The organism is Curvibacter sp. AEP1-3, from assembly GCF_002163715.1.
In the GTDB taxonomy this organism is placed as follows: Bacteria; Pseudomonadota; Gammaproteobacteria; order Burkholderiales; family Burkholderiaceae_C; genus Allorhodoferax.
This window is the reverse complement of the sequence record NZ_CP015698.1, coordinates 2,652,261-2,678,730: the sequence shown is the minus strand read 5'-3', so window position 1 is coordinate 2,678,730 and position 26,470 is coordinate 2,652,261. Positions and strand designations below refer to the sequence as shown.

26 protein-coding genes are annotated in these 26,470 nt (G+C 61.3%); 13 read left to right on the top strand and 13 right to left on the bottom strand.

What is annotated here, in order from left to right:
- Nucleotides 1-38: 38 nt before the first annotated feature.
- The 6 genes from AEP_RS12510 (at nucleotide 39) to AEP_RS12485 (ending at nucleotide 7,049) form a co-directional block, all read left to right on the top strand.
- Nucleotides 39-824, top strand: coding sequence for a ParA family protein (locus tag AEP_RS12510; protein WP_087495681.1), 786 nt, complete (start codon nucleotides 39-41; stop codon nucleotides 822-824).
- Nucleotides 825-828: 4 nt separating this feature from the next.
- Nucleotides 829-1,428 (top strand): RBBP9/YdeN family alpha/beta hydrolase, encoded by a 600-nt coding sequence (locus tag AEP_RS12505; RefSeq protein ID WP_087495680.1) that lies wholly within the window; start codon nucleotides 829-831, stop codon nucleotides 1,426-1,428.
- 69 nt (nucleotides 1,429-1,497) lie between these two features.
- Entirely contained in the window at nucleotides 1,498-2,457 is a 960-nt protein-coding gene (locus AEP_RS12500) for a ParB/RepB/Spo0J family partition protein (RefSeq protein ID WP_087495679.1), read from the top strand.
- Nucleotides 2,458-2,545: 88 nt separating this feature from the next.
- Entirely contained in the window at nucleotides 2,546-3,322 is a 777-nt protein-coding gene (locus tag AEP_RS12495; protein WP_157673162.1) for a class I SAM-dependent methyltransferase, read from the top strand.
- Nucleotides 3,319-4,065: an HD-GYP domain-containing protein gene (locus AEP_RS12490; protein WP_087497322.1), complete on the top strand. Its 747-nt coding sequence runs from the start codon at nucleotides 3,319-3,321 to the stop codon at nucleotides 4,063-4,065. The genes AEP_RS12495 and AEP_RS12490 overlap by 4 nt, the downstream gene beginning before the upstream one ends.
- Nucleotides 4,066-4,253: 188 nt before the next feature.
- Nucleotides 4,254-7,049 (top strand): ImpA family metalloprotease, encoded by a 2,796-nt coding sequence (locus AEP_RS12485; protein ID WP_087495678.1) that lies wholly within the window; start codon nucleotides 4,254-4,256, stop codon nucleotides 7,047-7,049.
- 48 nt (nucleotides 7,050-7,097) lie between these two features.
- On the opposite strand, the gene AEP_RS12480 is transcribed toward AEP_RS12485, so the two are convergent.
- The 5 genes from AEP_RS12480 to AEP_RS12460 form a co-directional block, all read right to left on the bottom strand.
- Complete coding sequence (locus AEP_RS12480) at nucleotides 7,098-8,006, bottom strand: hypothetical protein (protein WP_157673161.1); 909 nt, start codon at nucleotides 8,004-8,006, stop codon at nucleotides 7,098-7,100.
- Nucleotides 8,007-8,012: 6 nt separating this feature from the next.
- On the bottom strand, nucleotides 8,013-8,570 hold the full coding sequence (locus AEP_RS12475) for a LemA family protein (protein ID WP_232459821.1): 558 nt from the start codon (nucleotides 8,568-8,570) through the stop codon (nucleotides 8,013-8,015).
- 72 nt (nucleotides 8,571-8,642) lie between these two features.
- Nucleotides 8,643-9,458 (bottom strand): amino acid ABC transporter permease, encoded by an 816-nt coding sequence (locus AEP_RS12470; protein WP_198301822.1) that lies wholly within the window; start codon nucleotides 9,456-9,458, stop codon nucleotides 8,643-8,645.
- 16 nt (nucleotides 9,459-9,474) lie between these two features.
- Nucleotides 9,475-10,281: a transporter substrate-binding domain-containing protein gene (locus AEP_RS12465; protein ID WP_198301821.1), complete on the bottom strand. Its 807-nt coding sequence runs from the start codon at nucleotides 10,279-10,281 to the stop codon at nucleotides 9,475-9,477.
- Nucleotides 10,282-10,359: 78 nt separating this feature from the next.
- Complete coding sequence (locus AEP_RS12460; RefSeq protein WP_087495674.1) at nucleotides 10,360-11,784, bottom strand: FAD-binding oxidoreductase; 1,425 nt, start codon at nucleotides 11,782-11,784, stop codon at nucleotides 10,360-10,362.
- Between the two features lie 101 nt (nucleotides 11,785-11,885).
- Between AEP_RS12460 and AEP_RS12455 the strand changes: the two genes are divergently transcribed.
- A complete protein-coding gene (locus AEP_RS12455) occupies nucleotides 11,886-12,470 on the top strand; it encodes a cob(I)yrinic acid a,c-diamide adenosyltransferase (protein ID WP_087495673.1) in 585 nt (194 codons plus the stop codon).
- A 7-nt stretch (nucleotides 12,471-12,477) separates the two neighbouring features.
- Here AEP_RS12455 and AEP_RS12450 read toward each other — a convergent pair whose 3' ends face one another.
- Together AEP_RS12450 and AEP_RS12445 are read right to left on the bottom strand one after the other, a co-directional pair.
- The gene (locus tag AEP_RS12450) at nucleotides 12,478-13,167 is read right to left on the bottom strand and encodes a hypothetical protein (protein WP_087495672.1); all 690 of its coding nucleotides are present in this window, start codon (nucleotides 13,165-13,167) and stop codon (nucleotides 12,478-12,480) included.
- A 94-nt stretch (nucleotides 13,168-13,261) separates the two neighbouring features.
- A complete protein-coding gene (locus AEP_RS12445; protein ID WP_087495671.1) occupies nucleotides 13,262-14,185 on the bottom strand; it encodes a hypothetical protein in 924 nt (307 codons plus the stop codon).
- 63 nt (nucleotides 14,186-14,248) lie between these two features.
- Here AEP_RS12445 and AEP_RS12440 point away from each other — a divergent pair, with 63 nt between their 5' ends.
- Complete coding sequence (locus tag AEP_RS12440; RefSeq protein WP_087495670.1) at nucleotides 14,249-15,397, top strand: GGDEF domain-containing protein; 1,149 nt, start codon at nucleotides 14,249-14,251, stop codon at nucleotides 15,395-15,397.
- Nucleotides 15,398-15,406: 9 nt separating this feature from the next.
- Here the strand turns inward: AEP_RS12440 and AEP_RS12435 are convergent, their stop codons facing one another.
- From AEP_RS12435 to AEP_RS12405, 6 genes are all read right to left on the bottom strand, one after another.
- Nucleotides 15,407-15,829 (bottom strand): hotdog fold thioesterase, encoded by a 423-nt coding sequence (locus tag AEP_RS12435; RefSeq protein WP_087495669.1) that lies wholly within the window; start codon nucleotides 15,827-15,829, stop codon nucleotides 15,407-15,409.
- Nucleotides 15,830-15,994: 165 nt separating this feature from the next.
- On the bottom strand, nucleotides 15,995-16,318 hold the full coding sequence (locus AEP_RS12430) for a hypothetical protein (protein ID WP_087495668.1): 324 nt from the start codon (nucleotides 16,316-16,318) through the stop codon (nucleotides 15,995-15,997).
- A gap of 408 nt (nucleotides 16,319-16,726) precedes the next feature.
- The gene (locus AEP_RS12420; protein WP_087495666.1) at nucleotides 16,727-17,833 is read right to left on the bottom strand and encodes an ABC transporter substrate-binding protein; all 1,107 of its coding nucleotides are present in this window, start codon (nucleotides 17,831-17,833) and stop codon (nucleotides 16,727-16,729) included.
- Between the two features lie 50 nt (nucleotides 17,834-17,883).
- Nucleotides 17,884-19,395, bottom strand: coding sequence for a tripartite tricarboxylate transporter permease (locus tag AEP_RS12415; RefSeq protein ID WP_087494622.1), 1,512 nt, complete (start codon nucleotides 19,393-19,395; stop codon nucleotides 17,884-17,886).
- Nucleotides 19,396-19,418: 23 nt separating this feature from the next.
- Nucleotides 19,419-19,907: a tripartite tricarboxylate transporter TctB family protein gene (locus tag AEP_RS12410; protein ID WP_087495665.1), complete on the bottom strand. Its 489-nt coding sequence runs from the start codon at nucleotides 19,905-19,907 to the stop codon at nucleotides 19,419-19,421.
- A 152-nt stretch (nucleotides 19,908-20,059) separates the two neighbouring features.
- Nucleotides 20,060-21,088 (bottom strand): TRAP transporter substrate-binding protein, encoded by a 1,029-nt coding sequence (locus tag AEP_RS12405; RefSeq protein WP_087497320.1) that lies wholly within the window; start codon nucleotides 21,086-21,088, stop codon nucleotides 20,060-20,062.
- Between the two features lie 39 nt (nucleotides 21,089-21,127).
- Here AEP_RS12405 and AEP_RS12400 point away from each other — a divergent pair, with 39 nt between their 5' ends.
- The 5 genes from AEP_RS12400 (at nucleotide 21,128) to AEP_RS12380 (ending at nucleotide 26,456) form a co-directional block, all read left to right on the top strand.
- Nucleotides 21,128-23,098 (top strand): two-component system sensor histidine kinase NtrB, encoded by a 1,971-nt coding sequence (locus AEP_RS12400; RefSeq protein WP_157673160.1) that lies wholly within the window; start codon nucleotides 21,128-21,130, stop codon nucleotides 23,096-23,098.
- A 10-nt stretch (nucleotides 23,099-23,108) separates the two neighbouring features.
- Nucleotides 23,109-23,750: a response regulator transcription factor gene (locus tag AEP_RS12395; protein WP_087495663.1), complete on the top strand. Its 642-nt coding sequence runs from the start codon at nucleotides 23,109-23,111 to the stop codon at nucleotides 23,748-23,750.
- Nucleotides 23,751-23,900: 150 nt separating this feature from the next.
- The gene (locus tag AEP_RS12390; RefSeq protein ID WP_087495662.1) at nucleotides 23,901-24,716 is read left to right on the top strand and encodes an ABC transporter ATP-binding protein; all 816 of its coding nucleotides are present in this window, start codon (nucleotides 23,901-23,903) and stop codon (nucleotides 24,714-24,716) included.
- Nucleotides 24,703-25,596, top strand: a complete 894-nt coding sequence (locus tag AEP_RS12385; RefSeq protein ID WP_087495661.1) for an ABC transporter permease — start codon at nucleotides 24,703-24,705, stop codon at nucleotides 25,594-25,596. The genes AEP_RS12390 and AEP_RS12385 overlap by 14 nt, the downstream gene beginning before the upstream one ends.
- Nucleotides 25,593-26,456 (top strand): ABC transporter permease, encoded by an 864-nt coding sequence (locus tag AEP_RS12380; RefSeq protein ID WP_087495660.1) that lies wholly within the window; start codon nucleotides 25,593-25,595, stop codon nucleotides 26,454-26,456. Before AEP_RS12385 ends, AEP_RS12380 begins: the two co-directional genes overlap by 4 nt.
- Nucleotides 26,457-26,470: the final 14 nt, after the last annotated feature.

The window sequence follows — 26,470 nt, the reverse complement described above, 5'->3', positions numbered from 1 at the left end:
GCTGTTTCTGATTTTCGTTTTCACACCCTGAGCGTCCTATGGCCAAAATTTTCTGCGTTGCCAACCAAAAAGGTGGCGTCGGCAAAACCACCACCACCGTCAACCTGGCTGCAGGTCTGGCCAAGGTCGGGCAGCGGGTGTTGATGATCGACCTCGACCCGCAGGGCAATGCCACCATGGGCTCGGGCGTGGATAAGCGCAAACTCGAACTCACGGTGTATGACGTGTTGCTGGAGTCCGCCACGGTGGCCGAAGCCCGCACCCAAAGCGAGAAGTTGATCGAAGGTGGATGCAGCTACGACATCCTGGGTGCCAACCGCGAACTGGCGGGTGCCGAAGTGGAAATGGTGGAGCTGGAACGGCGTGAGCGCCGCCTCAAGCAGGCGCTGGCCGTGGTGGACCACGAATACGACTTCGTACTCATCGACTGCCCGCCCTCCTTGAGCATGCTCACCCTCAACGGCCTGTGCTGCGCTCATGGCGTGATCGTGCCCATGCAGTGCGAATACTTCGCCCTCGAAGGTCTGACCGATCTGGTCAACACCATCAAGCAGGTCAAGGCCAACCTCAACGACGACCTGCAAATCATCGGCCTGCTGCGCGTGATGTTTGACCCCCGCATTACTTTGCAGAACCAGGTGAGCGATCAACTCAAGGCCCACTTCGGCGACAAGGTATTCGACACCGTCATTCCCCGCAACGTGCGTCTGGCAGAGGCGCCTAGTTATGGAGTCCCCGGTGTGGTGTTCGACCCCAACTCCAAGGGGGCACAGTCCTTCGTGACCTTTGCGCAAGAGATGGTTGACCGCATCCACACCATGTAATCCCATGGGTACCGCAAGCTACACCACTCTTTTGTTGCCCGGCTGGCAGAACTCCGGCCCGGCCCATTGGCAAAGCCGCTGGGAAGCCTTGCATGGCTTTACCCGAGTGCAGCAGCACGACTGGATGCAGCCTCTGCGCGGCGACTGGATGATGCAGCTCGAAGAAGCCGTGCTGGCCGCACCCACGCCTGTGGTGCTGGTGGCGCACAGCCTGGGCTGCATACTCACCGCCGCCTGGGCCCAACATTCGCAGAACACCCACCGCGTGAAGGCCGCCTTTTTGGTGGGCCCCGGTGACCCGGAGCGGGAAGAACTGCAGGCTCCGCTCAAGAGTTGGTGGCCGGTCGTGATGGACAAGTTGCCCTTCACTGCCGAGCTGCTCGGCAGCCGCAATGACCCTTACTGCAGCTTTGAGCGGGCACAACAGTTTGCCGCCGCCTGGGGAGCCGACTTGGTGGACTGCGGCAATGCAGGTCACTTGAATGCCGATTCCGGCTTGGGTGACTGGCCCGAAGGGCTGTCCCGGCTGCAGGCTCTGGTAGCTAACAACAAGATTTCATTGAATATCGACAACGCGCCGCCGGGCCGCCCCAAGGCGTGTTAGCCCCCATGGGGGGCAGCGACCCGCAAAGCGGCGGAGCGTGGGGGCAACATACATCAGAGGAATAGAAACATGGTTACGAAAAAACCCAAAGGCTTGGGCATGGGCCTGGAGGCCCTGCTGGGACCCAAAGTCGTAGATGCACCTGCAGCCGACACCAGCCTTGCAACTCAGACCACGCCCAGCACCTTGCTGTTGGCCGACATGGTGGCTGGCGTCTACCAGCCGCGCACCCGCATGGACGAGGGTGCCCTGTACGAGCTGGCAGAGAGCATCAAGGCACAGGGCATCATGCAACCGATCCTGGTACGCAAGCTCGACGAGGCCGATGCCGCCAAGCATATTGGCGACGGTCGCAAGCGCGCCATCTATGAAATCATCGCCGGTGAACGCCGCTTCCGCGCTGCCAAGTTGGCCGGCCTGACGGAGGTGCCAGTGCTGGTGCGCGACGTGCCCAACGAGGCCGCCGCCGCCATGGCGCTGATCGAGAACATCCAGCGTGAAGACCTGAACCCGCTGGAAGAAGCACAGGGTCTGCAGCGCTTGATCCGGGAATTCGGCCTCACCCACGAAACCGCAGCCCAGGCCGTGGGCCGCTCCCGCAGCGCGGCGAGCAACCTGCTGCGCCTCTTGAATCTCGCCGATCCGGTGCAGACCATGCTGATGGCCGGCGACATCGACATGGGCCACGCCCGTGCCTTGTTGGCGCTGGACCGCGGCACACAGATCACCGCAGCCAACCAGATCGCCACCAAAAAAATGTCGGTGCGCGAAGCCGAGAGTTTGGTCAAAAAGCTCAGTGCCGAGTTCTCCCTCAAGCCCCAAAAGCCGGCCAAGGAAAAGTCGCGTGACATCAAGCGCGTGGAAGAAGAACTCTCGGATTTGCTCATGGCGCAGGTGGATGTGCACATCAAAAAGCGCGTCAAGCGCCACGGCCGTTTCGAGGAAATGGGAGAAGTCGTGATCCAGTTCGGCTCGCTCGATGAGCTGAACGGTCTGATCGACCGATTGGCGCCGGGCGGCAACCGTTAACTACGACGTCCCCGAATCATTTGCTATGAAAACAGGAGCTGCTCGCGCATATTCCATGAGCGCTAGCGGCACTTTTTCTACATAAATCATGCGCCGCATCAACCCTGCCCATTGGCAATGGCCGCTGCCTGCGGTGCTGGCGTGGGCCCTGTGTTGGGCGGTGTTCCGCGAGCTGCTGGGGCAGGGCATGGCCTTGCAGTGGGCGCTGGGTCTGAGCAGTGCATTGGGCGTAGCCTGCAGCTTGTGGGGTGCCACCTGGTGGCGGCGTTTGCTGATTGCGGCGGGCTTTCCCTTGTCGCTGGCAGCCAGCCTGTCAGCATTGGGGGCGGACTCATTGCCGGCTTGGGCCTGGCTGCTGCCCTTGGGCCTCTTGCTCTTGGTCTATCCGGTGAATGCCTGGCGCGATGCCCCGCTATTTCCCACCCCGCTCCATGCGCTGGTTGATTTGCCGGCGCACGCACCTTTGCCCCAAGGCGCCCATGTGCTCGATGCCGGTTGCGGCCTGGGCCATGGCCTGCAGGCCTTGCGTTTGGCATACCCGCAGGCCGAGCTGCACGGCATGGAGTGGAGTTGGCCTCTGCGTCTGCTCTGCGGGTTGCGCTGCCCATGGGCCCGCGTCACCCGGGCAGATATCTGGAAAGCGAGCTGGGGCAGCTATGACATGGTGTACCTGTTCCAGCGCCCTGAAAGTATGGCGCGCGCCGTGGACAAGGCCCGCGCCGAGCTGCGGCCGGGAGCTTGGCTGGTGAGTTTGGACTTTGAAGCAACAACTTCCACACCGCGCGCCAGCTGGCGCGCACCCGGTGGCAAAATGGTGTGGCTGTACCAGGCGCCTCTGCCGGTGCCCCCAGGAGAATCTGCATGACCAATACTAGCTCTGCCCCTCACACTGACGCCGACGAAGCCTTGCACGCGGCTCAGGTCGTGGTGTTTGCTTTGGCCACGCTGGCCGAGCTGCGCGACTCGGACACCGAGAGCCACCTCCTGCGGGTTCAGAACTATGTGCGCGCATTGTGTGGCGAGTTGCAAAAGAACCCCGCCTATGCCGCCGCGTTGACTCCAGCCTACGTCGAGACATTGGTAGGCAGCGTACCCATGTACGACATGGGCACCATCGGCATTCCGGACCGCATCCTGCTCAAACCCGGCCGCCTGACCCCGGATGAGATTGCCATCATGCGCACCCACACCACGCTGGGTCACGACGCACTGGTGCGCGCGGAAAAGACCCTGGGCCGTGTGTCGCCTCTACTCACGCTCGCCAAAGAACTCACCCTGTGCCACCAGGAAAAATGGGATGGCACCGGCTATCCCAAGGGCTTGTGGGGGGAGCAGATTCCGCTGTCTGCCCGCATCGTGGCGCTGGCCGACGTGTTTGATGCACTGATCAGCAACAAGGTTTACAAAGACGGGGTGTCTGTGGACCGCGCGGTGGAAATCATCACGGAATCCCGTGGTGCGCATTTCGATCCTGCGCTGGTAGACGCTTTTGTTGCCGTGCAAGACACCTTCCGCGGCATTGCGGTACGCCATGCCGACACGGATGCGGACATGCAGCAGAAGATCGAATACATGGCCAACGCCATCGCCGAGGTCGCGGTTCTATAAGAGCCAGTTTTACTGCCACTGCGCTCATGGCCGGGTCGTGAGTCCCGGCTTTCTGTATCGCCCTTGCCGGACGCCGGGTAAGCATTTGTAAGCCGCGTTGCAGGCTGTCAGCAGGGCGTCGTTTTGGCGATGCGCGCACCGACAATCCGCCGTCCCTGCACGCGGTAGAGGCAGGGCGGAGACCCGGCATGCGCCCGCACACAGCAAACACAACAACAATCAATCGCCATCGTGTTGGATGGTCCACCCTGGCCTTGGCTGCGCTTCTCACGGCCTGTGGTGGTGGTGGTTCGGGCGACAGTTCCAGCAGTGGTGCAAGCAGTGGCACCGTATCGCTGGTGGCGGCTCCTCAGGCCAGCAGCCAGATTTCGCAAGCCCTTCAAAGCGGCGACGCGAGTGCGCTCACCGATGCCAAGCTGGTATCTCAGCATGCCCAGTACGCACAGCAGCAAATCAGCCTGGCGCAGGCAGCGCGCATCAGCAGCCTGTACCAAGGGGTGAGTACCGAATACGACCCCACCCAGTGGAGCTATTGGGTGCAGCCCCGCAACGCCGCCACGGCACAACCGCTGATCGTGGGTGACCAGGGCAACGCCTTGGCCAGTATCAGTGTGGCGGGTGGCGGCCGCAGCGCAGGCTTTGGTGTGCAGGTGCTTTCCAAGTTCAATGCCAATGAGTTGGTCGCCTACCGGCCCGCCTTCAAGCGCCTTCTGGCCTGGCTGGTGCGTGGTGATGCTGCCGGCACCTTGCCCGCCACGCTGAATGTGGCCTTTGCCGGCATCAACGCGAGCAGCAGTGCGGCCGGTATGGTGAAGGCCGGAGTGCCGGTTACCACCATCGCCTGTGACTTCATTGCCACCTCCGCCTGCGCCACGAATGCGCACCTGTTGGTGGTGGGCGGAGACTTGGCAGCCAGTGCCAGTCTGGAGACCAGCATCCGGGCGCTGGTGGCAGCCGGGCGGCCGGTGCTCTATGTGCACACCAAAAGCAACTGGACCAGCGACTCGGCCATCCAGGTGCTGGCGGGCATGGGCCTGCAGTTCGGCCCTTATGGCGGCAATTACTGGGCCAGCGACAAGGTGGCTGCCGGCCGCAGCGAAGCGGGCAACCGCACGCTTTCCGACCAGTTCGCCAAAACCACGGCCATGCTGAACCTGCTGGCCTCCGACAGTTTCAGCATGCCCTACGACTGGTCGCCTTGTACCGTCTCTGCCGGCAAGACCGACTGTTCGGGGGTGGCCAGCTTGCAGGCCAACTTGCTGTCGCCCGTCGATGCCTTGCGCAGCCAGATCGATGTATTCAACAAAGCAGGTCAGAATATCTTTGCCACAGCCGATACCGAGGTGTTGCGCTACCTGGTGCTGTGGGCCGATGTGGTGCGGCGTCAGCTCCGTTACCCCATGGACAAGGCCAGCACCCCGGCGGCGTTTCAGAAGGCGCTGATTGCCGATGCCCTGGTGGCCTATGTGCGCCCGGTTGCCACGGCGCAGGCGGACCTAGGGAGCTTTGCCAGCGCGATGACTGCCGGCATGGCCGTGAGCACTACGGATGAGACGGTGGACGTGACCGTGCCGTCCACCAGTGGCTTTACAGCCATCGGTCGCCTGGCGGCTCCGGGCAAGCCGGTTACGGTCGAGCTGCTTAGTGCGGGCAGCGCCATGGTGTCGCTGCGCCTCAACACCCAGCGTACCGGCTCCACCCGCCTGTGGGACCCCAACCGGTACAACCGACCGCGCTTTTTGGCCAGCCCGGACATGGTGCTCAGCACCGGCCAGGCGATGCAGTTGGTGAGCCCCTATGGCGGCACCTTGCAGCTGGTGTTCAGCAACGCCACGCCGCAGCAAAACGTGCAACTGCGTTTGCGCGGGGTGGCCAAGCATCCCTTTCTGGACCAGTCCAATGGCGCTGGCGACAAGGCGGCATTTGTGACTGCCCTGAACGCCGCCCAGCACGAGTGGGCCGAGATCAAGCTCGCAGGTATTGAGATCCACTCCCGTGCCGACAAGATGCGTGCCGTCATCAACGGCACCGATTACGCGGGCGACATCGACAAGTTTTTGAACGAAGTGAAAACCCTCTTCTTCGAAGACCTCTACATGCTGGCCGGCTACGCGTTGCCGGGCAAAAGCTTGACCGCCCATGTGCAGGCCATGTGCACCAGCCTGGGCTGGAACTGCACCGATGCCACGCTGCACCGCGTGCCCGGGACGCAGCACATCAACGTGGACAACTATTCGCAGTGCGGCAGCGGCTGCTCAGGCAACCCGTATGACCAGGACTGGGGCCTCAGCCCCCGCGGCTGGGGCGAAAGCCACGAGGTGGGTCACAACCAGCAAAAGGGCATGCACAAGGTGTATGACGACCGCAGCACCGAGGTCTCCAACAACCTGTTCCCCCTGCACAAAGGCTGGCGCATGCTCAGTGAGATGGGCTACAACACGGGTGATACCCGCGTGAGCTACTTGTCCGCCTTCAACATGATCAAGGCCGCCAAGTTGCAGGCCGATCCTGTGGAGGCGGCTTACCAAAGCATCTGGGGTAACGCCGCCTACGCGGTGCAGAACGGCGAGCGCATGGCTTTTTACATGCAGTGGGTGCACTACTGGGCCCAGCGCCAGGTGAGCATTGCCACCGGCTGGGACATCATCACCTTGTTGTACCTGCACCAGCGCCAGTTTGACGCCGTGGCCGATGCCGACTGGGCCGCCAACCGCAACAAGCTGGGTTACAGCACCTATGCCACCAAGCCCAGCCCGACCGGCAACGACAACCTGCTCATCACCCTCTCGTGGATCACCCAACGTGACCAGCGCCCGACCTTCGACCTGTGGGGTGTGCGCTACTCGGCGGCTGCGTCTGCACAGGTGGCAGCGTTCACGTTTGCAGTAGAGCCGGCGCTGTTTTATGCCAATACCAGCACCAATAACCACAGCACGGTGCGCAAGGTGGACATGTCCGTCGCCAGCCCGGCTTGGCCCTTCTGATTTATGTGTGTTTCAGGGCGCTAGCGCCCGTCGAATGTGCGCGGACAGCTATCGAATCAGGAGCGTTTTCAGTGTGATGAAAGCGGCACCCAGGCACACTGTCAGGTGGAAGCCGCTCCATAGCAGGTAACGCCTGCGCAGGGATTGGGGTGAGAGCGGCGAGAGCAAAAACAAGCGCCCGTCTTGCGGTGCACGCAGCATGTGTACGCCGGGTTGAGCGCGGATGTTGCGGTGTTCTTTCTCCACCGTGCGGGTGGCCAGTCGGCGGGCCAGCTCCCATTCTTTCAGGTCGATCTCGCCGTCCCTGTTCAGGTCAAAGCGGCGTTGCAGCTCGGCGGGATTCTGCTTCCAGCTGGTGAGCAGGGCATTCACGTCTTCGCGCAGGCTCAAGACCGAGTTCGCACCACCCACGGTCACAAACTCACCCAGCGCGTACAGGTTGCGTCCACCGTGTAGCAAGTGCTCCACGTGCTTGGTGTCGCCGGATACGCGTGACGTCTCTGGTACGCCCATCACTTCGGCATGGTCGGGGTCTATGGTGCACACGCCACTGCCGTCATGCAGGTCAAAGGTGGCACTGCTCGTGCCGCCTTCCACTTCCTTCCAGTCGTTGTCGCTGTCGCGTTCATAGATGGCGTAGCGGTACCAGATGCAGGGCGAGTTGCTTAAGGGGCTGTAAATCAGGTCGGTGGTGTTGGTGCGCCCCTGCAACTCCGCGTAGCCCTGTGCGGCTGAGGCAATGCGCGAGGTGGCGATGTTGGAAATGGTCCGTGCCCGTCGCAACGCAGCACCCCAGGCCAGCAGGCCGATGGCACTGATGGCACCCGCGGCCCAGGGCCAATGCCGGCCGGAACCCGCATGAAAGGCCCCGCCGGCGATTCCGAAGTAAACGGCTGCCAGCAGCCCGTTCATGCTCTGGCTGCGCAGCCAGCGCAAGCCCATCAGTTGCAGACCCACCGCCCGTCAGGCCTTGAAGCGAGCGGAAATGTCCACGTCCTGCAACTCTTCAGTGCTGAACTTCAGCAGCTCGGCACTCTTGAAGTTGAAGAACCGCGCCACCAGCACGCCGGGAAACTGCTCGATGCGCACGTTGTTGATGTTGACGGACTCGTTGTAAAACTCGCGGCGGTCGGCAATGCTGTTCTCCAGGCTGCTGATGCGCGACTGCAGCTGCACAAACTGCTCATTGGCCTTGAGGTCGGGGTAGCTCTCAGCCAGGGCAAACAACTGGCCCAGCCCGTTGCGCAAGCCGGTCTCGGCGCGACCCACGGCCGCCACGTCCTGGGACTCGCGGGCGCTGGATACCTGGGCGCGGGCTGCAATCACTTTCTCCAAGGTGGCCTGCTCGTACTGCATGTACTGCTTGCAGGTGTCGATCAGCTTGGGCAGCTCGTCATGGCGCTGTTTGAGCAGCACATCGATATTGGCCCAAGCCTTGGAGACCGCATTCTTGACCTCCACCAGCCCGTTGTAGACGCTGATCAAATAGAACACCGCCACTGCCACCACGATCCAGAACATGATTCCCATGGTTTCCTCGCATCAGGTAAGAAGAAGTAAGAGCCGCACTGTAAACCACGCGGGCGAAAGGCTTCAGCACGCGTTACCGCGTTGTTTCATGTGCCGCTCCAGGCGGCGCAGCAGCAGTGAAAGGGTGACGGTCAGCATCAGGTACAGCACTGCCACCACGTTGTAGGTTTCGACCGTAAGGAAGGAGCTGGACGCATACAGCTTGCCCAGTTGGGTGATGTCATTCACGCCCAGCACCGAGACCAGCGACGAATCTTTCACCATGGCAATGAAGTCATTGCCCAGCACCGGCAACACACGGCGCACGGCCTGTGGCCACACCACCAGCCGGAAGGTGAGCCAGCGGTTCAGGCCGATGGCCTGCGCAGCTTCAATCTGCGCACGCTCCACACTTTGCAACCCGGCGCGGAACACTTCGGCCAGAAAGGCACTGTAGGCCAGCGCCAGCGCCACGATGCCACGCACGGTGTTGGACACATCGCGCACCTGTACATCGGGCAACCACTCCTTGGCGATCCAGCCCTCGCAGGCCCACTGGTACAGATTGACCAGGGCGGGCGCTCCCACAAAAGTCACGTACAGCAGGATCACCAGCGCAGGCAGGCCGCGTATCACTTCAATGTAGAAGCGGGCACCCTGGCGCAGCCAGACGTGCTTGGAGCGGCTGGCCAACGCCAACAGCAGTCCGATGCTGGCGGCCAGCGTGAAACTGATGACGGCTACATAGACGGTGGTCCACAAGCCTTCGGCCAGGGTCTGGAAGATGAAGGCATATCGCCCGTCGGCAATGGCCAGCGCCACAAATGCGGCGCTGATCAAGGCCAGGGCCATCAGCCAGTACGGGCGTTCGGACGACTCCGAATCCACAAGAATCTGCACAGGGCAGCTACCTTGATTACTGGTTCAGCTTGTAGTCCACAAACCATTTCTGGTCGAACTTCTTGAGTGTGCCGTCGGCCTTCATCTGTTTGAGTGCTGCATTGATGGGCTTGACCAGGTCTGAGCCTTTTTTGTAGATGAAGCCGAACTCCTCGCGGCCCATGGGCTTGCCCACCACCTTGTAGGTGTCGGGGAAGGCTTTCACATAGCCCTGGGACGACACGCCGTCGGTCAGCACGGTGTCCACATCGCCAGCTTTGAGCGCTTGCATGGACAGGCCAAAGGTCTCGTACAGTTTGATGCGCGGGTTTTTCTCATTGCCGTCCAGCACTTCATACACCGCGGTGTAAAAGTTGGTGGTGCCGTTCTGTGCACCGACCAGCAGCTTGGGGTTGGCCTTGAAGCCCTTGGCGTCGGTGAAACGTTTTTCGTTGGCGCGCACCATCATGAATTGCTCGGAGACCATATAGGCGTCTGAGAAGTCGACCTGCTTCTTGCGGTCGTCTTTGATGGTGATGCCGTCCATGCCGACATCAAACTGGCCTTTGCGCACGGCCTCGATCATGGTGTCCCAGCTGGTGAGCTTCCAGTCCACTTTGGCGTTGAGGCGCTTGGCGATTTCGTTGAACACGTCGTACTCCCAGCCCACACTTTGGCCGGTCTTGGGATCTTTGAAGTTCAATGGCGGGTAAGCGTTTTCTGTCACGGCCACGATGGTGCGGCCCTTCAGGTCGGGCAGGGATTGGGCGCTGGCAGTGGTGGACCAGGCGCCCAGGGCGGCAAGCAGGCTGACGGCAAGGGTAAGGCGGCGAGAAGGTGTCAAGGAAAGCTCCAAATCAGCAAGTTTAAAGGAGAAAAGTGCTTGTAGCGCCCATGGAATATGCGCAGACAGCTACTAAAGTTATAGCGAAAAGATCTTTCCAGGATTCAGGATGTTATGCGGATCCAGGGCGCGCTTGATGGTGCGCATCATCTCCACCGCGCCATTGCCTGTTTCTTCGACCAGAAAGCCCTGCTTGTGAAGGCCCACGCCGTGCTCGCCGGTGCAGGTGCCGCCCAGCTTGAGCGCGCGTGCCACCAGTTGGTGGTTGAGCTGCTCGGCCAGCTCACGCTCGGCCGGAATGGCGGGGTCAATCAGGTAGCCCATGTGGAAGTTGCCGTCGCCTACGTGGCCGACCAGGAAGAAGGGCAGGCCGGCCTCTTGGGCCTCGGTCACGCTGTCCAAGAGCGCGTCGGCCAGGCTGGAGATGGGCACGCAAGTGTCGGTGGTGATGGCCTTGCAGCCCGGACGCGACTGGATGCCGGCAAAGTAAGCGTTGTGCCGCGCCGTCCACAGGCGGGTACGCTCTTCAGGCGTTTCGGCCCACTCGAACGCTGCACCACCGAACTCGGCGGCAATGTCCTGCACGGTCTGCACTTGTTCTTTCACACCTTCGGGCGAGCCGTGGAACTCCATCAGCAGCATGGCGCCTTCGCGCAGGGTGAGCTTGGAGTACGCGTTGACCATGCGGATGGTGTTCTCGTCCAGCAGCTCGCAGCGTGCAATCGGCACGCCGAGCTGAATGAGCTGGATGGTGGTGTTCACCGCGTCTGCCAGACTGTTGAATGAGCAGGTGGCGGCCATCACTGCCTCGGGCAGCGGGTAGAGCTTGACGGTGACTTCGGTGATCACGCCCAGCGTGCCTTCACTGCCCACCATCAGGCGGGTCAGGTCGTAGCCGGCACTGCTCTTCTTGGCGCGGGTGCCGGTGCGGATCACTTCGCCGCTGGCGGTCACCACTTCCAGGGCCAGCACGTTTTCGCGCATGGTGCCGTAGCGCACCGCGTTGGTTCCGCTGGCACGGGTGGCGCTCATGCCGCCAATGGTGGCATCCGCGCCGGGGTCGATGGGGAAGAAGAGGCCGGTGGATTTGATCTCGTCATTGAGCTGCTTGCGTGTCACGCCGGGCTGCACGGTGACGGTCAGGTCCTCGGCGTTGATGGACAGCACCTTGTTCATGCGGCTCACATCCAGGCTGATGCCACCTTGCACCGCCAGCAAATGACCTTCCAGTGAGGAGCCCACGCCGAAGGGAATCACCGGCACCAGGTACTGAGCCGCCAGTCGAACCGCATCGCTCACGTCTTGTGTGTTTTGCGCAAACACCACCGCGGAGGGTGGCGGCACGTCAAAGGCCGACTCATCGCGCCCGTGCTGCTCGCGCACCACCAGCGCGGTGGAGAGCTGATCGCCAAAGCGGGCCTTGAGAGCGTCCAGCAAAGCGGTGGGCACTTCGCGCAGGTTCACTTGGGGCAACAGGTGGTTCAGGGCGGTGGGGGCGTTCATGGCGTGTCTCCTTGTTTTCGCCATTGTAGGAATCTGCGTGGCGCTAGGGGCTGTCACTTTGCTGGCGGGCAAGCGGCAGCCGTGCCTGCCACAATGTGCGCATGGCAAACCGACTAACACAAATCGCCACCCGCACAGGGGACAACGGCACCACGGGGCTGGGCGACAACACCCGTGTTTCTAAAAACAGCCTGCGGGTGCACGCCATGGGCGATGTGGACGAGCTCAACAGCCACCTCGGTGTGCTGTTGTGCGAAGACATGCCGCCCGCGGTGCGCAGCCTGTTGGTCGAAATCCAGCACCAGCTTTTCAATCTGGGCGGCGAGTTGTCGATTCCCGGGTTTGAATTGCTCAAGAACGAGGCCGTGTTGGCTTTGGACGAGGCTTTGGCTGAGCACAACGCTGCGTTGCCGCGTTTGGAGGAGTTCATTCTTCCGGCCGGTACCCGAGCTGCTTCGCTGGCGCATGTCTGCCGCACCGTGGCTCGCCGGGCCGAGCGCGCGGTGGTGGCGCTGGGCAATGAAGAGGCTTTGAAAGACACACCTCGCCAGTACCTCAACCGCCTCTCGGATCTGATGTTCGTACTCGCGCGCGTGCTCAACCGTTACCGTACCGATGGCACGGTGGGGGACGATGTGTACTGGAAGAGCGAGCGCATGGCCAAGAGCGGCAGCGAGTCCGCCTGAGCACTACTCACTCTGCAGAGAGTGTGAAGTTGCGTATGCCGGTGCTGTGCTCTGCCGCAGGCCGGCTCCCGCTGGCCGGCACGAGATAGCTCATGCGCACCGCCATCGGGAAGATGTCCGGAAGCCGGCTGCCAGCGACCACCTCGGCACGACTCAACTTCCATGAGAAAGACTCCGGCCGGTGGATGGAGAGGGTCTCCTGCCGCAAGACGGTGCCATCACGCACCTTCACGAGTTGCAGTTGGTAGGTCCCGGAGCGCTGGCCTTCGGTGTGCACCTCGACCTGCCAATGGCTCCCCGGCAGAACTTGCACCTGCAGCTCACTGATCCTGAAAGCGCCCTCTACCGAGGCTTTGAAAGCAGCAAGCTCCTGCGCACTTTGCTTTTCGCGCGCCTGGTAGGCCGCAGCCACTTCTGCACAGGCTTTCGGTGAGTGGTTGGAGCCATCACCCAACAGAGAGCGCCGCTCCACCACCTTGGCACACAGTTCAGCGCGGCCGGTGCGACGCACCAGTTCCATGTAGCAGGCCGAGCGGTAATAGTAGGTTTTGCCGCCTATGCCGAGCGTGCCCCAGCCACCGTCTGTCAAGCCGCTGATGTAGCGGGTGGGCGACATGGCGTCGCACACGGCTTCCAGTTGGGTATTGGTGTAGCGGTCAAAGTGGTTGGCGGGGTCATCGTCGCTTGGCTGGGCCATCGCGGCAGAACTTGCCGCGACGAGCGCCCACGCCAGTGCGAATGTAAGAGCTTTTGGCCGGAGGCCCCTGGAGGGCTTTGTTCGCACTTGTTGTCTATTTGTTTAGTACAGGCCAGCCGGCCGTACGTGGATGAATAAAGCCGCATTCGCGGTAGGCACGTTTGAGGCTGCCGTTGCTTGCCAATGCTGGAAACACCTTGTCAACAATGGTCTGACCGCCTATGGTGCGTGCCGCTGCCAGATGCCGTGATCCCTGCAGCGCAATGGCTACGTCCTTGACGGGGTGCAGTCGCACGCCTTCGGCTTCCAGCACCAGGTCTTCCTGGTTGGGAAAGGGCGCCATCATCACATCGGTTCGCCCTCTTGCGACGGACAGCACCATCTGTCGCCAGGTCTTTACATCGCTGACTTGGCGGAAGCCGATGGTTTTGAGTGTTTGCCAGTCCACACTCCAGTCACTGTTGGATACCGCGGACAGTGCGCGCAGTGCCGCGACACTGCGGGCTTGCAAAGCCTTGCTGTTGGCAGGCGCTGCGAAGAGCCCGACGACAAAGTCACCCTTCTGCAAGAGCGCCGGCGATGGGGTGATGTCCTGCCCCAAGGCGTCCAGATCGAGCCGCCAGACGGTGGTGCCTAGCGCACTGATGCGGCCCGCTCGCAATTCCACCAGAGCGCGTTGGTAGCTGTCGATGGGTACCAGTTCGGTGACGCTACCCGGCAGCTGGCGGCGTATCTCGCGCATCAGCAAGGCCAACTCCATCACATCCCGCCGGGCATGGGGCCCGTCAAAGCTCCGCAGCTCAACAACGTCCCGCCCTGCCAGGAAAAGTCCGTAGTCCAGCAGCACGTCAGCAGGCGCCGCAATTCTGAGCGAGGTGGTGTCTGAACGTGCCCGTTCCGCACAAACCAGTGCACCGGCGGTGGCAAGTACGGTTCGGCGGGTGATGCGGTGTGCCGGAATCACAAAGATGTCTCGTGGTGTGGAAGGCAGTATGGCGTGCGTTGAAGTGTTGCACAAGATCGTGTTCAGCTTGGTAGTTCCCCTAGCGCGCAGGCGCCGCTTGTGCGTTAGCGTGTACACATGATTGACCTTCACACGCCTACGTTGCTACTGGTCATTCTGGTGGTGAGTTTTACCTTGAGTGCCACTTTGGCTTCCGTCGCCCGCCGCTTCAAGCGCGACGGTATGTTGTATTGGGCTTGGGGCTTTGTATTGCACACACTGACCTATGTGCTGTTTGTGCTGCGTGGGCATGTCAGCGATCTGGTGTCAGTCGTGCTGGCAAACACCTTGCTTGCGGTCAGCTTTGCCCTGATCTCCGAGGGAGTTCAACAGTTCCTGCAGGTCCGCTGGTCGCGGTGGCTGGTCTGGGCACCAGTGCCTCTGGTGGCCGTCCTGTTCTTTGCATTGCTGGGACATGCCCAGACCCGCATCATCCTCTCAGGACTGATCATCGCTTGGCAGTGTGCGTTGATCGCGTGGCAACTGGGGTCCGAACGCGACAAGGTGGTGGGACGGGGTGCTTACTTTGTCATCGGCAGCTTTCTGGCGATCAGTGCGGCCTTCCTGCTGCGCACGGTGGGCGCCTTGTACGGCGAGGTGGGCATCGGGTCGATTACCACGTCCAACCCGCTGCAAAGTGCGACGTTCTTGTTCGTGTCAGTGGCGCTGATGATGGTGTGCCAGGGCGTGGTGCTCATGACCAATGAGCGGGCCGATGAACGCAACCGCCTGTTGGCCATGCAGGACGAACTCACCGGCCTGAGCAACCGGCGCTTCATCATGGAGGCACTGTCTTTACAGCTGGCGCAGGCCCGCCGCAACGGCAAGTCGGTCTCGGTCTTGATGATCGATGTGGACTACTTCAAATCAATCAATGACACCTATGGACACCTGAGCGGAGACCGCGTACTGCGCAACCTGGCCACGAGCTTGCGCAGCCGGTTGCGCGCCCAGGACATGGCAGGCCGTTGGGGCGGCGAGGAGTTTCTGGTGGTGTTGCCTGATACGGATGCCGCAGGTGCCACCATCCTGGCCGGCAACTTGCGCGCAGAAGTGGAAGACGCCCGATGGAGTGCACAGGATGGGCGCAGTATTCCGCTTACTTTGAGCATCGGTGTGCACACGTGCGACTCTGCAACAGAGGAGCTGGACACCGTTATCAGCGCGGCAGATCAGGCGCTCTATCGCGCCAAGCAGGCCGGTCGCAACCGGGTGGAGCAGAGCTGACTGCCGTGGTCAGCGCGGCGCCAGAATCGCCATCGTGATGCGCGAAACACAGGTCATCTCGCCGGCCTCGTTGCGCATGTCAATCTGCCACACATGGGTGGTGCGGCCCATGTGTACCGGACGCGCCATGGCGGTGACCCAGCCCGTTTTTACGCCCTTCAGGTGGTTGGCATTGATGTCCAGACCGACAGCGTTGTAGCCCTCTGGAATAGCAAACCCCGCACCGCACGAACCCAGGGTCTCGGCTAACACCACAGAGACTCCGCCGTGCAAAAGCCCGAAAGGTTGGTGGGTGCGGTGGTCCACCGGCACGCGGCCCACCAGATAGTCGTCACCGACTTCGGTGAACTCGATGCCGAGTTGCTCGACTGCCGTGTTTTTGCTGATGTGCGTGAGGATCTCTACAGAGACCGGTTTCTGCCAGATACGCATGGAAAGATGTTCGGGTAAATGAATGTTGTCCCCAATATAACGATTGGCCGAGGGACTTGCTGTCACGTTGGTGGTGGGCTGACATGGCTGGTAGGAAACGCGACGAAAAAAGGCCATCCGGAGATGGCCTTCATGCAGCGGCTTAGGGCGCCCTGCGCAACGTGCTTATTTGGCAGCGGGCGTTGCTGGTGCTGCGGGGGCTGCAGGAGTAGCTGGTGCAGCGGCCTTGGCTTCCTGGTGCTTGGCCTTCTTGGCTGCGCGCTCTGCTTTGCGTGCTTCGCGCTTGGCCTTCATTTCCTCATGCTTGGCCTTTTTGGCCTCGGCATCGGCCTTGTGTTCGGCGTGCTTCTCTTTCGCGGCTTCAGGTGCCTTTGCGGGAGCGGGTGCTGTCGCGGCGGCAGGTGCTGCGGGGGTCGCAGCAGGTGCTTGGGCAAAAGCGCCAAACGTGGAGATAACCAAAGCAGTAGCGATCAGAGATTGTTTCAACATATTCAGTTTCCGTGCATGGCGAACTTGCCATGGGTACTTAACCCCCGCGGGCTTTGCGCCGTTTACCGTTGCTGCGTAAACCTATGTAAAGCAACATGGTCCGCACCACAGGCCAGGCGCCTGCGGGTTGTCTACACTGCCACTCACAACGGAGGTTTTGTATGCGCGCAGGATGGGGTTTGGTTGGACTGGTTGTCGCTTTGGCCATCGTTGCTGTTCTTGCCAGAAAGCAGCTGTCAAGAACGGTCAACCCTCAATTACCCGTGTCCGCGTCAGAGGGTGCGCTGGTATCACCCTCTGGTACGGCGGGTGGGCAAAGCCGCGCTGTCCAAGAGCAGGTGAAGCAGCAAGTGGAAACCCAAATGCGAGCCCGCCCCATTTCTGAGGCGGACAAATAGGTGCTGCGGTTCAGCGCCGGAATTTGCCGGAGGCCGTGATGATCGAAAGGTCGGCGAAATCCAGGCCGGTGTGATCGGTGGCACTGAAGCTCAGGCTCAAACCACCCAGGTCAAAGCGGCTAATGCTTTCGAGTGCAGACTGAAGTTTGTCGCGCGTGGGCTTGGGACCCGCGCGGCGCAAAGCCTCGACCAACACCTTGGCCGAGACAAAGCCTTCCAGCATGGCCGGGCTCACATCGAGAACTTCTTTGGCTTTGGCCAACCCTGCGGCTTCTTGCACCAACGCGTAGTTGGGGGACTGGGGCAGCACCTGGCTCACGATCACACCGCGTGCGTTGTCGCCCAGCAGCTTGATGAATCCACCAGAAGCGTTGTTGGACAAGGTCACCAACTGCGCGCCGCTCCCGGCTTCACGCAGTGACTTGATGGCATCCACTACCGCAGTGCCTGAACCAATGATCATGACCGCCTGGGGCGATAGCTTGGCGATGGAAGGAGCAATCTGTGAAAAGTCCGGCTTGCTCCGGTCGAATTTGGCGACCACTACGGCGTTGAGTTTGGCCGCTGCCAGACCCTTTTGCGTACCTTCGAGGCCGTCAGCGCCGAAGCTGTCATCCACATGGATGATGGCCATGCGGGTCACACCGGTTGCGGCGAGGTGCGCCACCGCGCGCTCGGCTTCTCGCTGGTAAGTGGCCCGCACATTGAAGACATGTTTCTTCAGTGGCTGGTGCAACACCATTGCGCCTGTGGAGGGTCCAAGCAGGGGTACTCCATGTTGGTCCAGCAGCGGAATGATGCCCTCGGTATGGGGTGTGCCGCGTGTCATGAACAGGGCGAGCACCCCCTTGTTTTCTATCAAGTCTTTGGCATTGGCCAAGGCCAGCTGTGTATCGAACTTGTCATCCAGCGTGATGACCTCGATTTTTTCGCCGCCCACACCGCCTTTGGCGTTCACCGAGTCGATGTAGAGCTGCGCACCAAACATCGACTCTTTGACCGTTGCTGCGACAGCCCCTGTCACCCCCGTGGTCTGTCCGATCTTGAGTTGGGCACTGGCTGACAGGCAAGCACTTGCAAACCAGAGCCCAATCAGGGCAGAGCGTAGGGGCGTCATGAGTTACTCCAAAAGCGTGAATTGGACCATCTGAATTTGAAACTATAGTTTCAATCCTCCACAAACGCCTCTTCCCGCTTGGCTTTGATGGAAGGCAGCATCACCACCACCAGCAGGGCAAGAGCTGCCACCAACAGACTGGCTGACAGAGGTCGCGTCACGAACACACTCCAGTCCCCGCGGGAGAGCAGCAGTGCCCGGCGCAGATACTCCTCCATCATCGGCCCCAGAATAAAGCCCAAGAGCAGCGGAGCAGGCTCCGTTCCCAGCTTGATAAACAGATACCCGATCACCCCGAACAGACCCACCATCCAGATATCGAAGGTGTTGTTGTTGGTCGAATACACCCCGATCGCACAGAACAGCACGATAGAAGGGAACAACCAGCGGTAAGGCACGGACAAGAGCTTGATCCAGATACCGATGAGCGGCAGGTTCAGGATCACCAGCATCAGGTTGCCGATCCACATGGAGGCAATCAGACCCCAGAAGAGCTCAGGGTTGGACGTCATCACCTGTGGTCCGGGCTGGATGTTGTGGATGGTCATCGCACCCACCATCAAAGCCATCACCGCATTGGGCGGGATACCCAGGGTCAGGAGCGGGATGAAGGACGTCTGGGAGCCTGCGTTGTTGGCAGCCTCAGGAGCGGCCACACCGCGGATGTTGCCCTTGCCGAAAGGTACTTCACCAGGCTGCAGCTTGGTCTTCTTCTCAATGGTGTAAGCCGCAAAGGCTGCCATCACCGCACCACCACCGGGCAGGATGCCCAGCAAGGAGCCCATGGCCGTACCGCGCATGACAGCAGGCACCATGCGGCGGAAGTCTTCCTTGGTCGGCAAGAGGCCTGACACGGAAGCGGTAAAGATCTCCCGCTCGCCCGCACTCTTGGACAGGTTGCTGATGATCTCGCCGTAGCCGAACACACCCATGGCGATCACGATGAAGCCGATACCGTCGGTGAGCTCAGGGATATCAAAGCTGAAACGGGCCACACCGGAGTTCACATCCGTGCCCACCATGCCCAGCAAGAGACCCAGAACAATCATGGCAATGGCCTTGAGCAGGGAGCCCGAAGCCAGCACCACCGCACCGATCAAGCCCAGAATCATCAGGCTGAAGTACTCGGCAGGGCCGAACTTGAAGGCCAGCTCGGTCAAGGGGCCTGCAAAGGCCGCCAGGATCAAGGTACCCACACAACCGGCAAAGAAAGAACCCAGGCCTGCTGCAGCCAGCGCAGGACCTGCGCGTCCGTTACGGGCCATCTGGTAACCGTCAATGACGGTCACCACCGACGAAGACTCGCCGGGCAGGTTCACCAGAATGGCGGTGGTGGAACCACCGTACTGGGCCCCATAGTAGATACCGGCCAGCATGATCAAGGCCGCGACCGGTGGGAGCGCATAGGTGGCGGGCAGCAGCATCGCAATGGTGGCCAAGGGGCCGATGCCGGGCAAGACGCCGATCAACGTACCCAGCAGACAGCCGATGAAGGCGTAGATCAGGTTCTGGCCGGTGAAGGCCACACCGAAACCTAAGGAGAGGTGTTCAAAGAGTTCCATGTTGCAGTCTCAGTAGGCGGTGATTAAGCAGTGAAGTACGCAGGCCAGACGGGGAACTGCAGCTTGAGGAGAACGATGAAGGCGACATAGCTCAGAGCGGCCAGGATGGTGGCCAGCACAGCGACTTCCTTGAAGTTGTGTTCTTCACCGGCGTGGCTGGCGATGTAGGTGAGCAGATAGATACCCACGATCAGGCCCAGTGGTTTGAGGCCAATCAGGGGCAGTCCACCGATGGAGGCGCCGAACACCAGGTTGGCGGCAATGATGAAGAAGAGCGGCTTCCAGGCGAATTTGCCTACCTTGTCGCCGTCCGGCGTGGGGGTGATCATGCTTTTAACGGCAATCGCACAGCCCAGTACGGCCAGCATCAGCCCCAGGATGAGCGGGAAGTAGCCCGGTCCCATTTTTGCTCCGCTGCCCAGCGTGTATTGGCTGGCGCCGGCAGCAAAGCTGCCTCCCACCACCGTGAACATCAGTCCGGCAAAGAAGTCTTTTTGACTTTGGATTTTCAAATGAATGCCCCTCGTTTTTGTTACGACGTTTTGGTATCCGAAGGGGCATAGAAAAAGCCGCATCCGGACTCCGCGGGGCGAAGGTTATCGACAGGCCCACCGGCTGGTAACTGTGGCGTTCAACAGCTCGGGAAAACCCTGCAGTAGAAACCCTAGGCGGTTTTTTTGAGGGCGTTCTGTACAGTGGTGAGCCAGTCTTGGCCTATGCGGGCTGCCAATTCTGCGTGGACAGGAAGGCTGGCTTGTTTGAGCAGGCGCGTTTGGGCCGGTGATGGGTTGTGGATGTTCGCCGCACCCGTGAGGTGCAGGGCAGCCAGCGCTTTGTCGTTTTGTGCATCGGCAATCTCGTTACCGAACACCAGAGCGTCGTCCAAGGCTCCTTGAACGACGTGCCGGTCTGCATTGGGCAGGTTGTCCCAGAAACGTTGGTGGGCCACCACCGCATAGCCCAGGTACCCGTGCGCAGTCAGGCTCAAGTCACTTTGTACCGCTTGCATGCCTTGGGTCCAGAAGTTGGACACCGGGTTTTCGGTGCCATCCACCACTCCGGTCTCCAGCGCCCGCCGCGTCTCACTGAAGGGAAGCGTGACCGGTACCGCTCCCCAAGCCCGCATTTGCTGGGCAATCACACGGGAGCCCTGTATCCGCATGCGTAGTCCTGAAAAGTCGCGCGGTTCCATCAGGGGCTTGTTGGCACTCATATGTTTGAAGCCGTTGTCAAAAAAGCCCAATCCCATCAGGCGTTGGCGGCTCAGTCCTTGCAAGAGGGTGTGACCCACTTTGCCGCGTGTGAGGCGTCGCACGGCCTCAACGCTATCAAACAAAAAAGGAAGGTCGAAAAGTTCAAATTCGGGGAAGCCGATGGGACCGAACTTGGAGAGCGAAGGCGCCACCATATCCACGGCCCCGAGTTGCAGGGCCTGCATTTCATCGTGGTCCCCGTAGAGCTGGCCCTGAGGGTAAATCTGCACCCGGATCCGACCTTGGCTTCGCTCTTCCACGAGGGCGCGAAAGCGCTCCAGTGCCATGCCTTTCGGGGTATCCCGCGCCACGACGTGTGAAAGCCGGATGGTTCTTTCCGCCACGGCGGAAGCGGGTCCTGTCAGGACGCTTGCTCCGGCGGCTGCCGCAGCTTGCAGCCAGCGGCGTCGGGGCAGAGCGGGGACGGTGGAATGGACCATGGTCGCTATTATGCGAGTGCACTTTCCCCAGAACCGCCCATGCCCGAGCGCCCTTCCGTTCCCGTTTTTGATTTCGTCTCTGCGCGCGAAAGCGCTGCGGGTACAGGTGTGCGCAGTTTCTGGCCGGGCATCTGGCTGTTGGGGTTCCTGACGCTGGTGGTGGGCTCCGTGATTGCACTGGTGCTGTATTTGCAGCACTTCGAAGCCGAGGAGGGCACGCGACGCCAAGCCGCTGATGCCCAGTGGCTGGAGCAGAGTGTGCAGTTCCATTTCCGGCGCCTCGAGGAGGACCTTCGGGTTGCCGCGCGCCAATCGGCCGATGTGCAGGGAGGCCTGTTGTGGCGGGAGCCCGGTGTGCTGTTGGCGCAAGGTTGGGTTGGGGCCCCATTGAGCGCACCGCCCGCACTCTGGCAGATGGACGAAAACCGCCACCCCCTGAATGCCCAGTCACTGGCCACCATGCATGACACCGCTCGCGGTCTGCGGCGTTCTGCATATGCCGGCCCGATGCGGGATGCAGACGGCAGGCTCATGCCTTTGGTCTGGCTTGCGGTGCCCTATTTCGAGCGCGGCTACTTTGTAGGCAACTATGTGGCCGGGCTCTCCCTCGAGGTCGCGGTGCAGTCCTTGGTACCGGAGTGGTTCACCCGCTCCCATGAGGTACGTCTTGTGCTGGACGAGGGCAGCACCGCTTTTGATCCGGGTAAACGCAAGCCTTTCCGTGCCGCCATGAATCTGGCAGGAACCGACGTGTACCTTGAAGTCACGCCTATTCAGGATCAGCCGGCGACGGTGCCCCGGATGTTTCTTCTGGTGGCCATGGTGTTCTTGGGGGGCATGTTGGTGAGCCTGTGGGCCCTGCGCCGGGACATTCAAAAACGCCAACAAGTGCAAGCCCGTCTGCAGGCTGAGGTGGCGTTGCGCACCGCGATGGAGAACTCGGTCACCATTGGCCTGCGGGCCTGGGACTTGGCTGGCCGCGTGCTGTATGTGAACGAGGCATTTTGTGAGATGGTCGGCTATCCGGCAGAGAGGCTCGTCGGGGTCTCTGCGCCCATGCCCTACTGGCCCCGGGGCAACGACAGCCATATCGAGCAAGTTCATCGGGATGTGCTGGCGCATGGCACCAGTATTGACGGGGTTGAAGTGCAGTTCCAGCACCGTGACAGCCATCTGATAGATGTGCTGATTCACGAAGCGCCGTTGCATACGGCTAACGGCGAGCACATCGGCTGGATGAGTTCCGTGCTCGACATCAGTGAGCGCAAGCGCGCGCAGGCGGTAGCAGCGCAACAGCAGGAGCGGCTGGAAGCCACGGGCAGGTTGGTTGCGGTGGGTGAGGTGGCTTCCACCCTGGCCCATGAGCTCAATCAGCCGCTGGGCGCGCTCAGCAGTTTTGCCACCGGCTTGCTCAACAAGTTAAATGCCGGTCGCATCAGCACCGAAGAGACTGCGCCGGTGGTGCAACGCATCGCAGGACTGGCCGAGCGGGCGGGCCGCATTATCCAGCGGGTGAATGCGATCGCCCGGCGTCGCGAAATTTCTCTACAGCGCCTGGACCTGATGCCGGTGTTGCAGCGCATGGCGCCCCACACCGTGCCGGACGCGGAGCCGGTCTGGGTGAATGCAGATGAGCTGTTGATCGAGCACTTGCTGAATAACCTGCTCACCAATGCCCAAGAGGCCGCGCAGGCGCATTCGGGCACGCCACAGGTGCATCTGGGGGTGCGAATGGAGCAAGGTTGGGCCCAGATCAGCATTTCAGACAATGGCCCGGGCGTACCGGACGAAACTCAATCGCACATTTTTGATGCCTTCTTCAGCAGCAAGGAAGGCGGCATGGGAATGGGCTTGGCGATTTGCCGATCCATCGTCGAGGCGCACCATGGCCGCATTCAGGTCGATCGCTCGCCTGAGTTGGGTGGTGCCCGTTTCACCGTGAGCCTGCCGCTGGCAGGGAATGCCCTTGGCGAGCCTTCCACCCCGGACGGCACAATAGATACCCCATGAGAGACGCTCTGTGAGTACTACAGCCATTTACATCGTTGATGACGACGCCGATATGCGTGAGGGCTTGGCATGGCTGTTTGACTCCCGGGGACACAAGGCCACCACCTGGGACAGTGGCCCACCTTTTCTGGAGTCTGTCAAAGCCCGTGCCGGTATCTGGGAGCAAGCGGTGGTGCTGCTGGACATCCGCATGACGCCCATGACCGGTTTGCAGGTGTTTGAGCAGCTCAAGGCCTTGGCCTGCCCCTGGCCGGTGTTGTTTTTGACCGGTAATGGCGATGTGGGAACAGCCGTGGCGGCCGTGAAAAACGGCGCGTGGGACTTTCTGGAAAAGCCCTTCCAGGACAACGTGCTGGTGGACCGGGTGGAACAAGCGCTGGCCGCCGCCGCCGCCGATGGCGATGCCAACCAGGAGGCCCATCGCCTGCGTTACGCCCTGGCCTCGCTCAGCCCCCGCGAGCGGGAGGTGCTGGACCAGCTCATTCTGGGCCACTACAACAAGAACATTGCTGATCACCTCGGCATTACCCAGCGCACGGTGGAGTTTCACCGGGCCAATATCTTCGAAAAAATGGGCGTGAGCTCTGCCATCGAGCTCGCCCACAAACTGGGCCGTCTGCAGCCCATAGGCACCCAGCCCGACAAGTCATGACACCGGGGCCCCGTACAAACCCCAGTGGTGGGACTGGCACGGAACTGGCTAGTATGAGTCCATAAGTTGACCATTTGGTTAACTTGTAAAGGTCGAATCGGCGGTTGCGCCCTCAGTTGGTGCAACCATGACTCCTGCTACTGTGTGTCAATGAACCATTCCGAAGCATCAGGCCCTACGGCCGCCCCCCATGCTGGCCGCACTGCGGTCGCGGTGCGCAATGCCAGCGTGATCTACCAGACCGCGGATACCCCGGTCCACGCCCTTTCCAATATTGATCTGGACATCCGTGAAGGTGAGTTTGTTTCGCTTATCGGTCCGTCCGGCTGCGGCAAAACCACGCTCATGCGGGTCATCGCCGACCTGGAGCACATCAGTTCCGGCGAAGTGCTGGTCAATGGTATCAGCCCGCATGACGCGCGCCTCGCCCGCTCATATGGCTATGTCTTTCAGGCACCTGCCCTTTTTCCTTGGCGCAATGTGCTGGCCAATGTGACACTGCCGCTGCAGATTCAGGGCAAAGGCAAGGCAGAGGCGAAGGCCATTGCGCTGGAGCATCTGGAGCGCGTAGGCCTCAAGGGCTTTGAGGGCAAGTACCCCTGGCAGCTCTCGGGCGGCATGCAGCAGCGGGTGTCGATTGCGCGTGCACTTTCGTTTGAACCCAAGATACTGATGATGGACGAGCCCTTTGGCGCTTTGGACGAAATCACGCGAGACCGCTTGAACGAGCAGTTGCAACAGCTCTGGCAGCGCGAGCGTCGCACGGTGGTTTTTGTGACCCACAGCATTGCTGAGGCGGTGTACCTGTCCACCAAGATTGTGGTGATGTCGCCGCGGCCGGGGCGCATCGTCAAGGTGATTGATTCGCCCCTGCCCGATGAGCGTCATCTGGGCTTGCGGGATACGCCGGCTTTTATGGAGCTGGCCCACGAAGTGCGCGAGGCCCTTGCCGATGGCCACCACTAAGACGTTTTCCCAACGCATCGTTCACGACTACTTTCCCGTCGTGGTGGTGCTCTTGGCCGTGGTGCTGGTCTGGTACGGTGCAGCCTGGGGTCTGAATGCACAAGGCGCCATCGAACGGGTGCTGGATGAAGAGGCCGGCTACACCCAGATGGAGTTGTTCGAAGCCACCATGAACATGGAGCGTCCGTTGATGCCTGCGCCGCATCAGGTCGCCGCTGACTTTTACGAGAGCCTCACCGAATGGCCGGTGGACTCCCCCCGCAACCTGATCTACCACGTGATCGTGACTGGTCAGTCCACGCTGTTGGGTTTCGTCATGGGCACCGCGCTGGGGCTCTTGCTGTCGGTGCTCATCGTGCACAGCCGCACGCTTGACAAAGCTTTGCTCCCCTGGATCGTTGCTTCGCAAACGGTACCTGTGCTGGCCATTGCGCCCATCGTGCTGGTGGTGTTGGGCAGCTTGGGTTTTTCGGGCACCGCGCCCAAAGCCTTCATTGCCATGTATCTGTGCTTTTTCCCGGTCACTGTGGCCATGGTGCAGGGCCTGCGATCACCGCAAAAAATTGAAACTGAAATGATGCACACCTATGCCGCGTCGCGGTGGCAGTCCCTGTGGCTGTTGCGTTTGCCTGCGGCCTTGCCTTTCCTGTTCCCCGCATTGCGGGTAGGCGTGGCGGCAGGCCTAGTAGGCGCCATGGTCGCCGAGCTGCCCACAGGGGCTCAAGCCGGCTTGGGCGCACGCTTGCTCACGGGTTCGTACTACGGGCAGACCACCCAAATCTGGTCGGCATTGGTGATGTCCGCGCTCTTGGGTCTTGCCTTGACTGGCATCGTCGCCGGTGTGGAGCGCTTGGTGTTGCGCAGCCGGGGGGGCGTATGACAGGCAGTGTGACTCCGGTGTGGTTCTGGCCCGGCATGGTGTTGCTGGCTCTGGTTGCGGGGTACAGCGTCTACCGCATGGCGTCCGTGCAAGGCAGCCGCTGGGTGGGTATGGCGACTGCTGCTTTGTTTGGTGTCTGGGTTGTGTTGTTCTGGGAAATCCTGGTGCGCGCACTGGACGTGCCGCGCGTCCTCTTGCCCGCCCCAAGTCTGATCATCGGCTCCCTCGGGGACCATGCGCCCAAGCTCTGGGGCGACTTTGTGCAGACCGTAGGTAAAGCAGTACTCATTGGTTGGGCCATGGGCTGCGGAGCGGGCTTCCTCGTCGCAGTGGCCATTGACCGCATGCCGTTTTTGCAGCGCGGCCTCCTTCCTGTGGCGTCCCTCACCAGCGCGATCCCGCTGGTCGGCGTGGCGCCCATTGCGGTGATGTGGTTCGGGTTTGAGTGGCCCTCCAAAGCGGCGGTGGTGGTGCTGATGACCTTCTTCCCCATGCTGGTGTCTACCCTCGCGGGCCTGCAGGCAGCCGGCAAACTGGAGCGTGAGTTGATGTACAGCTACGCCGCCAGCTACCCACGCACCTTGTTGGCGCTGCGCTTGCCTGCCGCGCTGCCGTTCATCTTTGGCGCGCTCAAGGTCAATGCCACTCTGGCGCTTATCGGAGCCATCGTGGCGGAGTTCTTTGGTTCACCCACGTCGGGTCTGGGTTTTCGCATCAGCACCGAGGCTGCGCGCATGAACATGCCGCTGGTTTGGGGCGCGATTGTGGTGGCGGCGGTAACCGGGTCGGTGGCCTACGCCTTGCTAGTTGCATTGGAGCGCCGGGCGGCGTTCTGGCATCCCTCAGTGCGCGAAGGGTGAGCCCGCGCTTGGTC

What these genes read in the sequence shown, in the direction of transcription:
- AEP_RS12440 (WP_087495670.1), top strand. Translation starts at nt 14,249, where the DNA reads ATGATTGACCTTCACACGCCTACGTTGCTACTGGTCATTCTGGTGGTG.
- AEP_RS12400 (WP_157673160.1), top strand. Translation starts at nt 21,128, where the DNA reads ATGCCCGAGCGCCCTTCCGTTCCCGTTTTTGATTTCGTCTCTGCGCGC.
- AEP_RS12460 (WP_087495674.1), bottom strand. Translation starts at nt 11,784, where the DNA reads ATGAACGCCCCCACCGCCCTGAACCACCTGTTGCCCCAAGTGAACCTG.
- AEP_RS12495 (WP_157673162.1), top strand. Translation starts at nt 2,546, where the DNA reads ATGCGCCGCATCAACCCTGCCCATTGGCAATGGCCGCTGCCTGCGGTG.
- AEP_RS12455 (WP_087495673.1), top strand. Translation starts at nt 11,886, where the DNA reads ATGGCAAACCGACTAACACAAATCGCCACCCGCACAGGGGACAACGGC.
- AEP_RS12500 (WP_087495679.1), top strand. Translation starts at nt 1,498, where the DNA reads ATGGTTACGAAAAAACCCAAAGGCTTGGGCATGGGCCTGGAGGCCCTG.
- AEP_RS12450 (WP_087495672.1), bottom strand. Translation starts at nt 13,167, where the DNA reads ATGGCCCAGCCAAGCGACGATGACCCCGCCAACCACTTTGACCGCTAC.
- AEP_RS12390 (WP_087495662.1), top strand. Translation starts at nt 23,901, where the DNA reads ATGAACCATTCCGAAGCATCAGGCCCTACGGCCGCCCCCCATGCTGGC.
- AEP_RS12475 (WP_232459821.1), bottom strand. Translation starts at nt 8,570, where the DNA reads ATGTTCTGGATCGTGGTGGCAGTGGCGGTGTTCTATTTGATCAGCGTC.
- AEP_RS12420 (WP_087495666.1), bottom strand. Translation starts at nt 17,833, where the DNA reads ATGACGCCCCTACGCTCTGCCCTGATTGGGCTCTGGTTTGCAAGTGCT.
- AEP_RS12510 (WP_087495681.1), top strand. Translation starts at nt 39, where the DNA reads ATGGCCAAAATTTTCTGCGTTGCCAACCAAAAAGGTGGCGTCGGCAAA.
- AEP_RS12490 (WP_087497322.1), top strand. Translation starts at nt 3,319, where the DNA reads ATGACCAATACTAGCTCTGCCCCTCACACTGACGCCGACGAAGCCTTG.
- AEP_RS12380 (WP_087495660.1), top strand. Translation starts at nt 25,593, where the DNA reads ATGACAGGCAGTGTGACTCCGGTGTGGTTCTGGCCCGGCATGGTGTTG.
- AEP_RS12435 (WP_087495669.1), bottom strand. Translation starts at nt 15,829, where the DNA reads ATGCGTATCTGGCAGAAACCGGTCTCTGTAGAGATCCTCACGCACATC.
- AEP_RS12415 (WP_087494622.1), bottom strand. Translation starts at nt 19,395, where the DNA reads ATGGAACTCTTTGAACACCTCTCCTTAGGTTTCGGTGTGGCCTTCACC.
- AEP_RS12405 (WP_087497320.1), bottom strand. Translation starts at nt 21,088, where the DNA reads ATGGTCCATTCCACCGTCCCCGCTCTGCCCCGACGCCGCTGGCTGCAA.
- AEP_RS12485 (WP_087495678.1), top strand. Translation starts at nt 4,254, where the DNA reads ATGCGCCCGCACACAGCAAACACAACAACAATCAATCGCCATCGTGTT.
- AEP_RS12505 (WP_087495680.1), top strand. Translation starts at nt 829, where the DNA reads ATGGGTACCGCAAGCTACACCACTCTTTTGTTGCCCGGCTGGCAGAAC.
- AEP_RS12430 (WP_087495668.1), bottom strand. Translation starts at nt 16,318, where the DNA reads ATGTTGAAACAATCTCTGATCGCTACTGCTTTGGTTATCTCCACGTTT.
- AEP_RS12385 (WP_087495661.1), top strand. Translation starts at nt 24,703, where the DNA reads ATGGCCACCACTAAGACGTTTTCCCAACGCATCGTTCACGACTACTTT.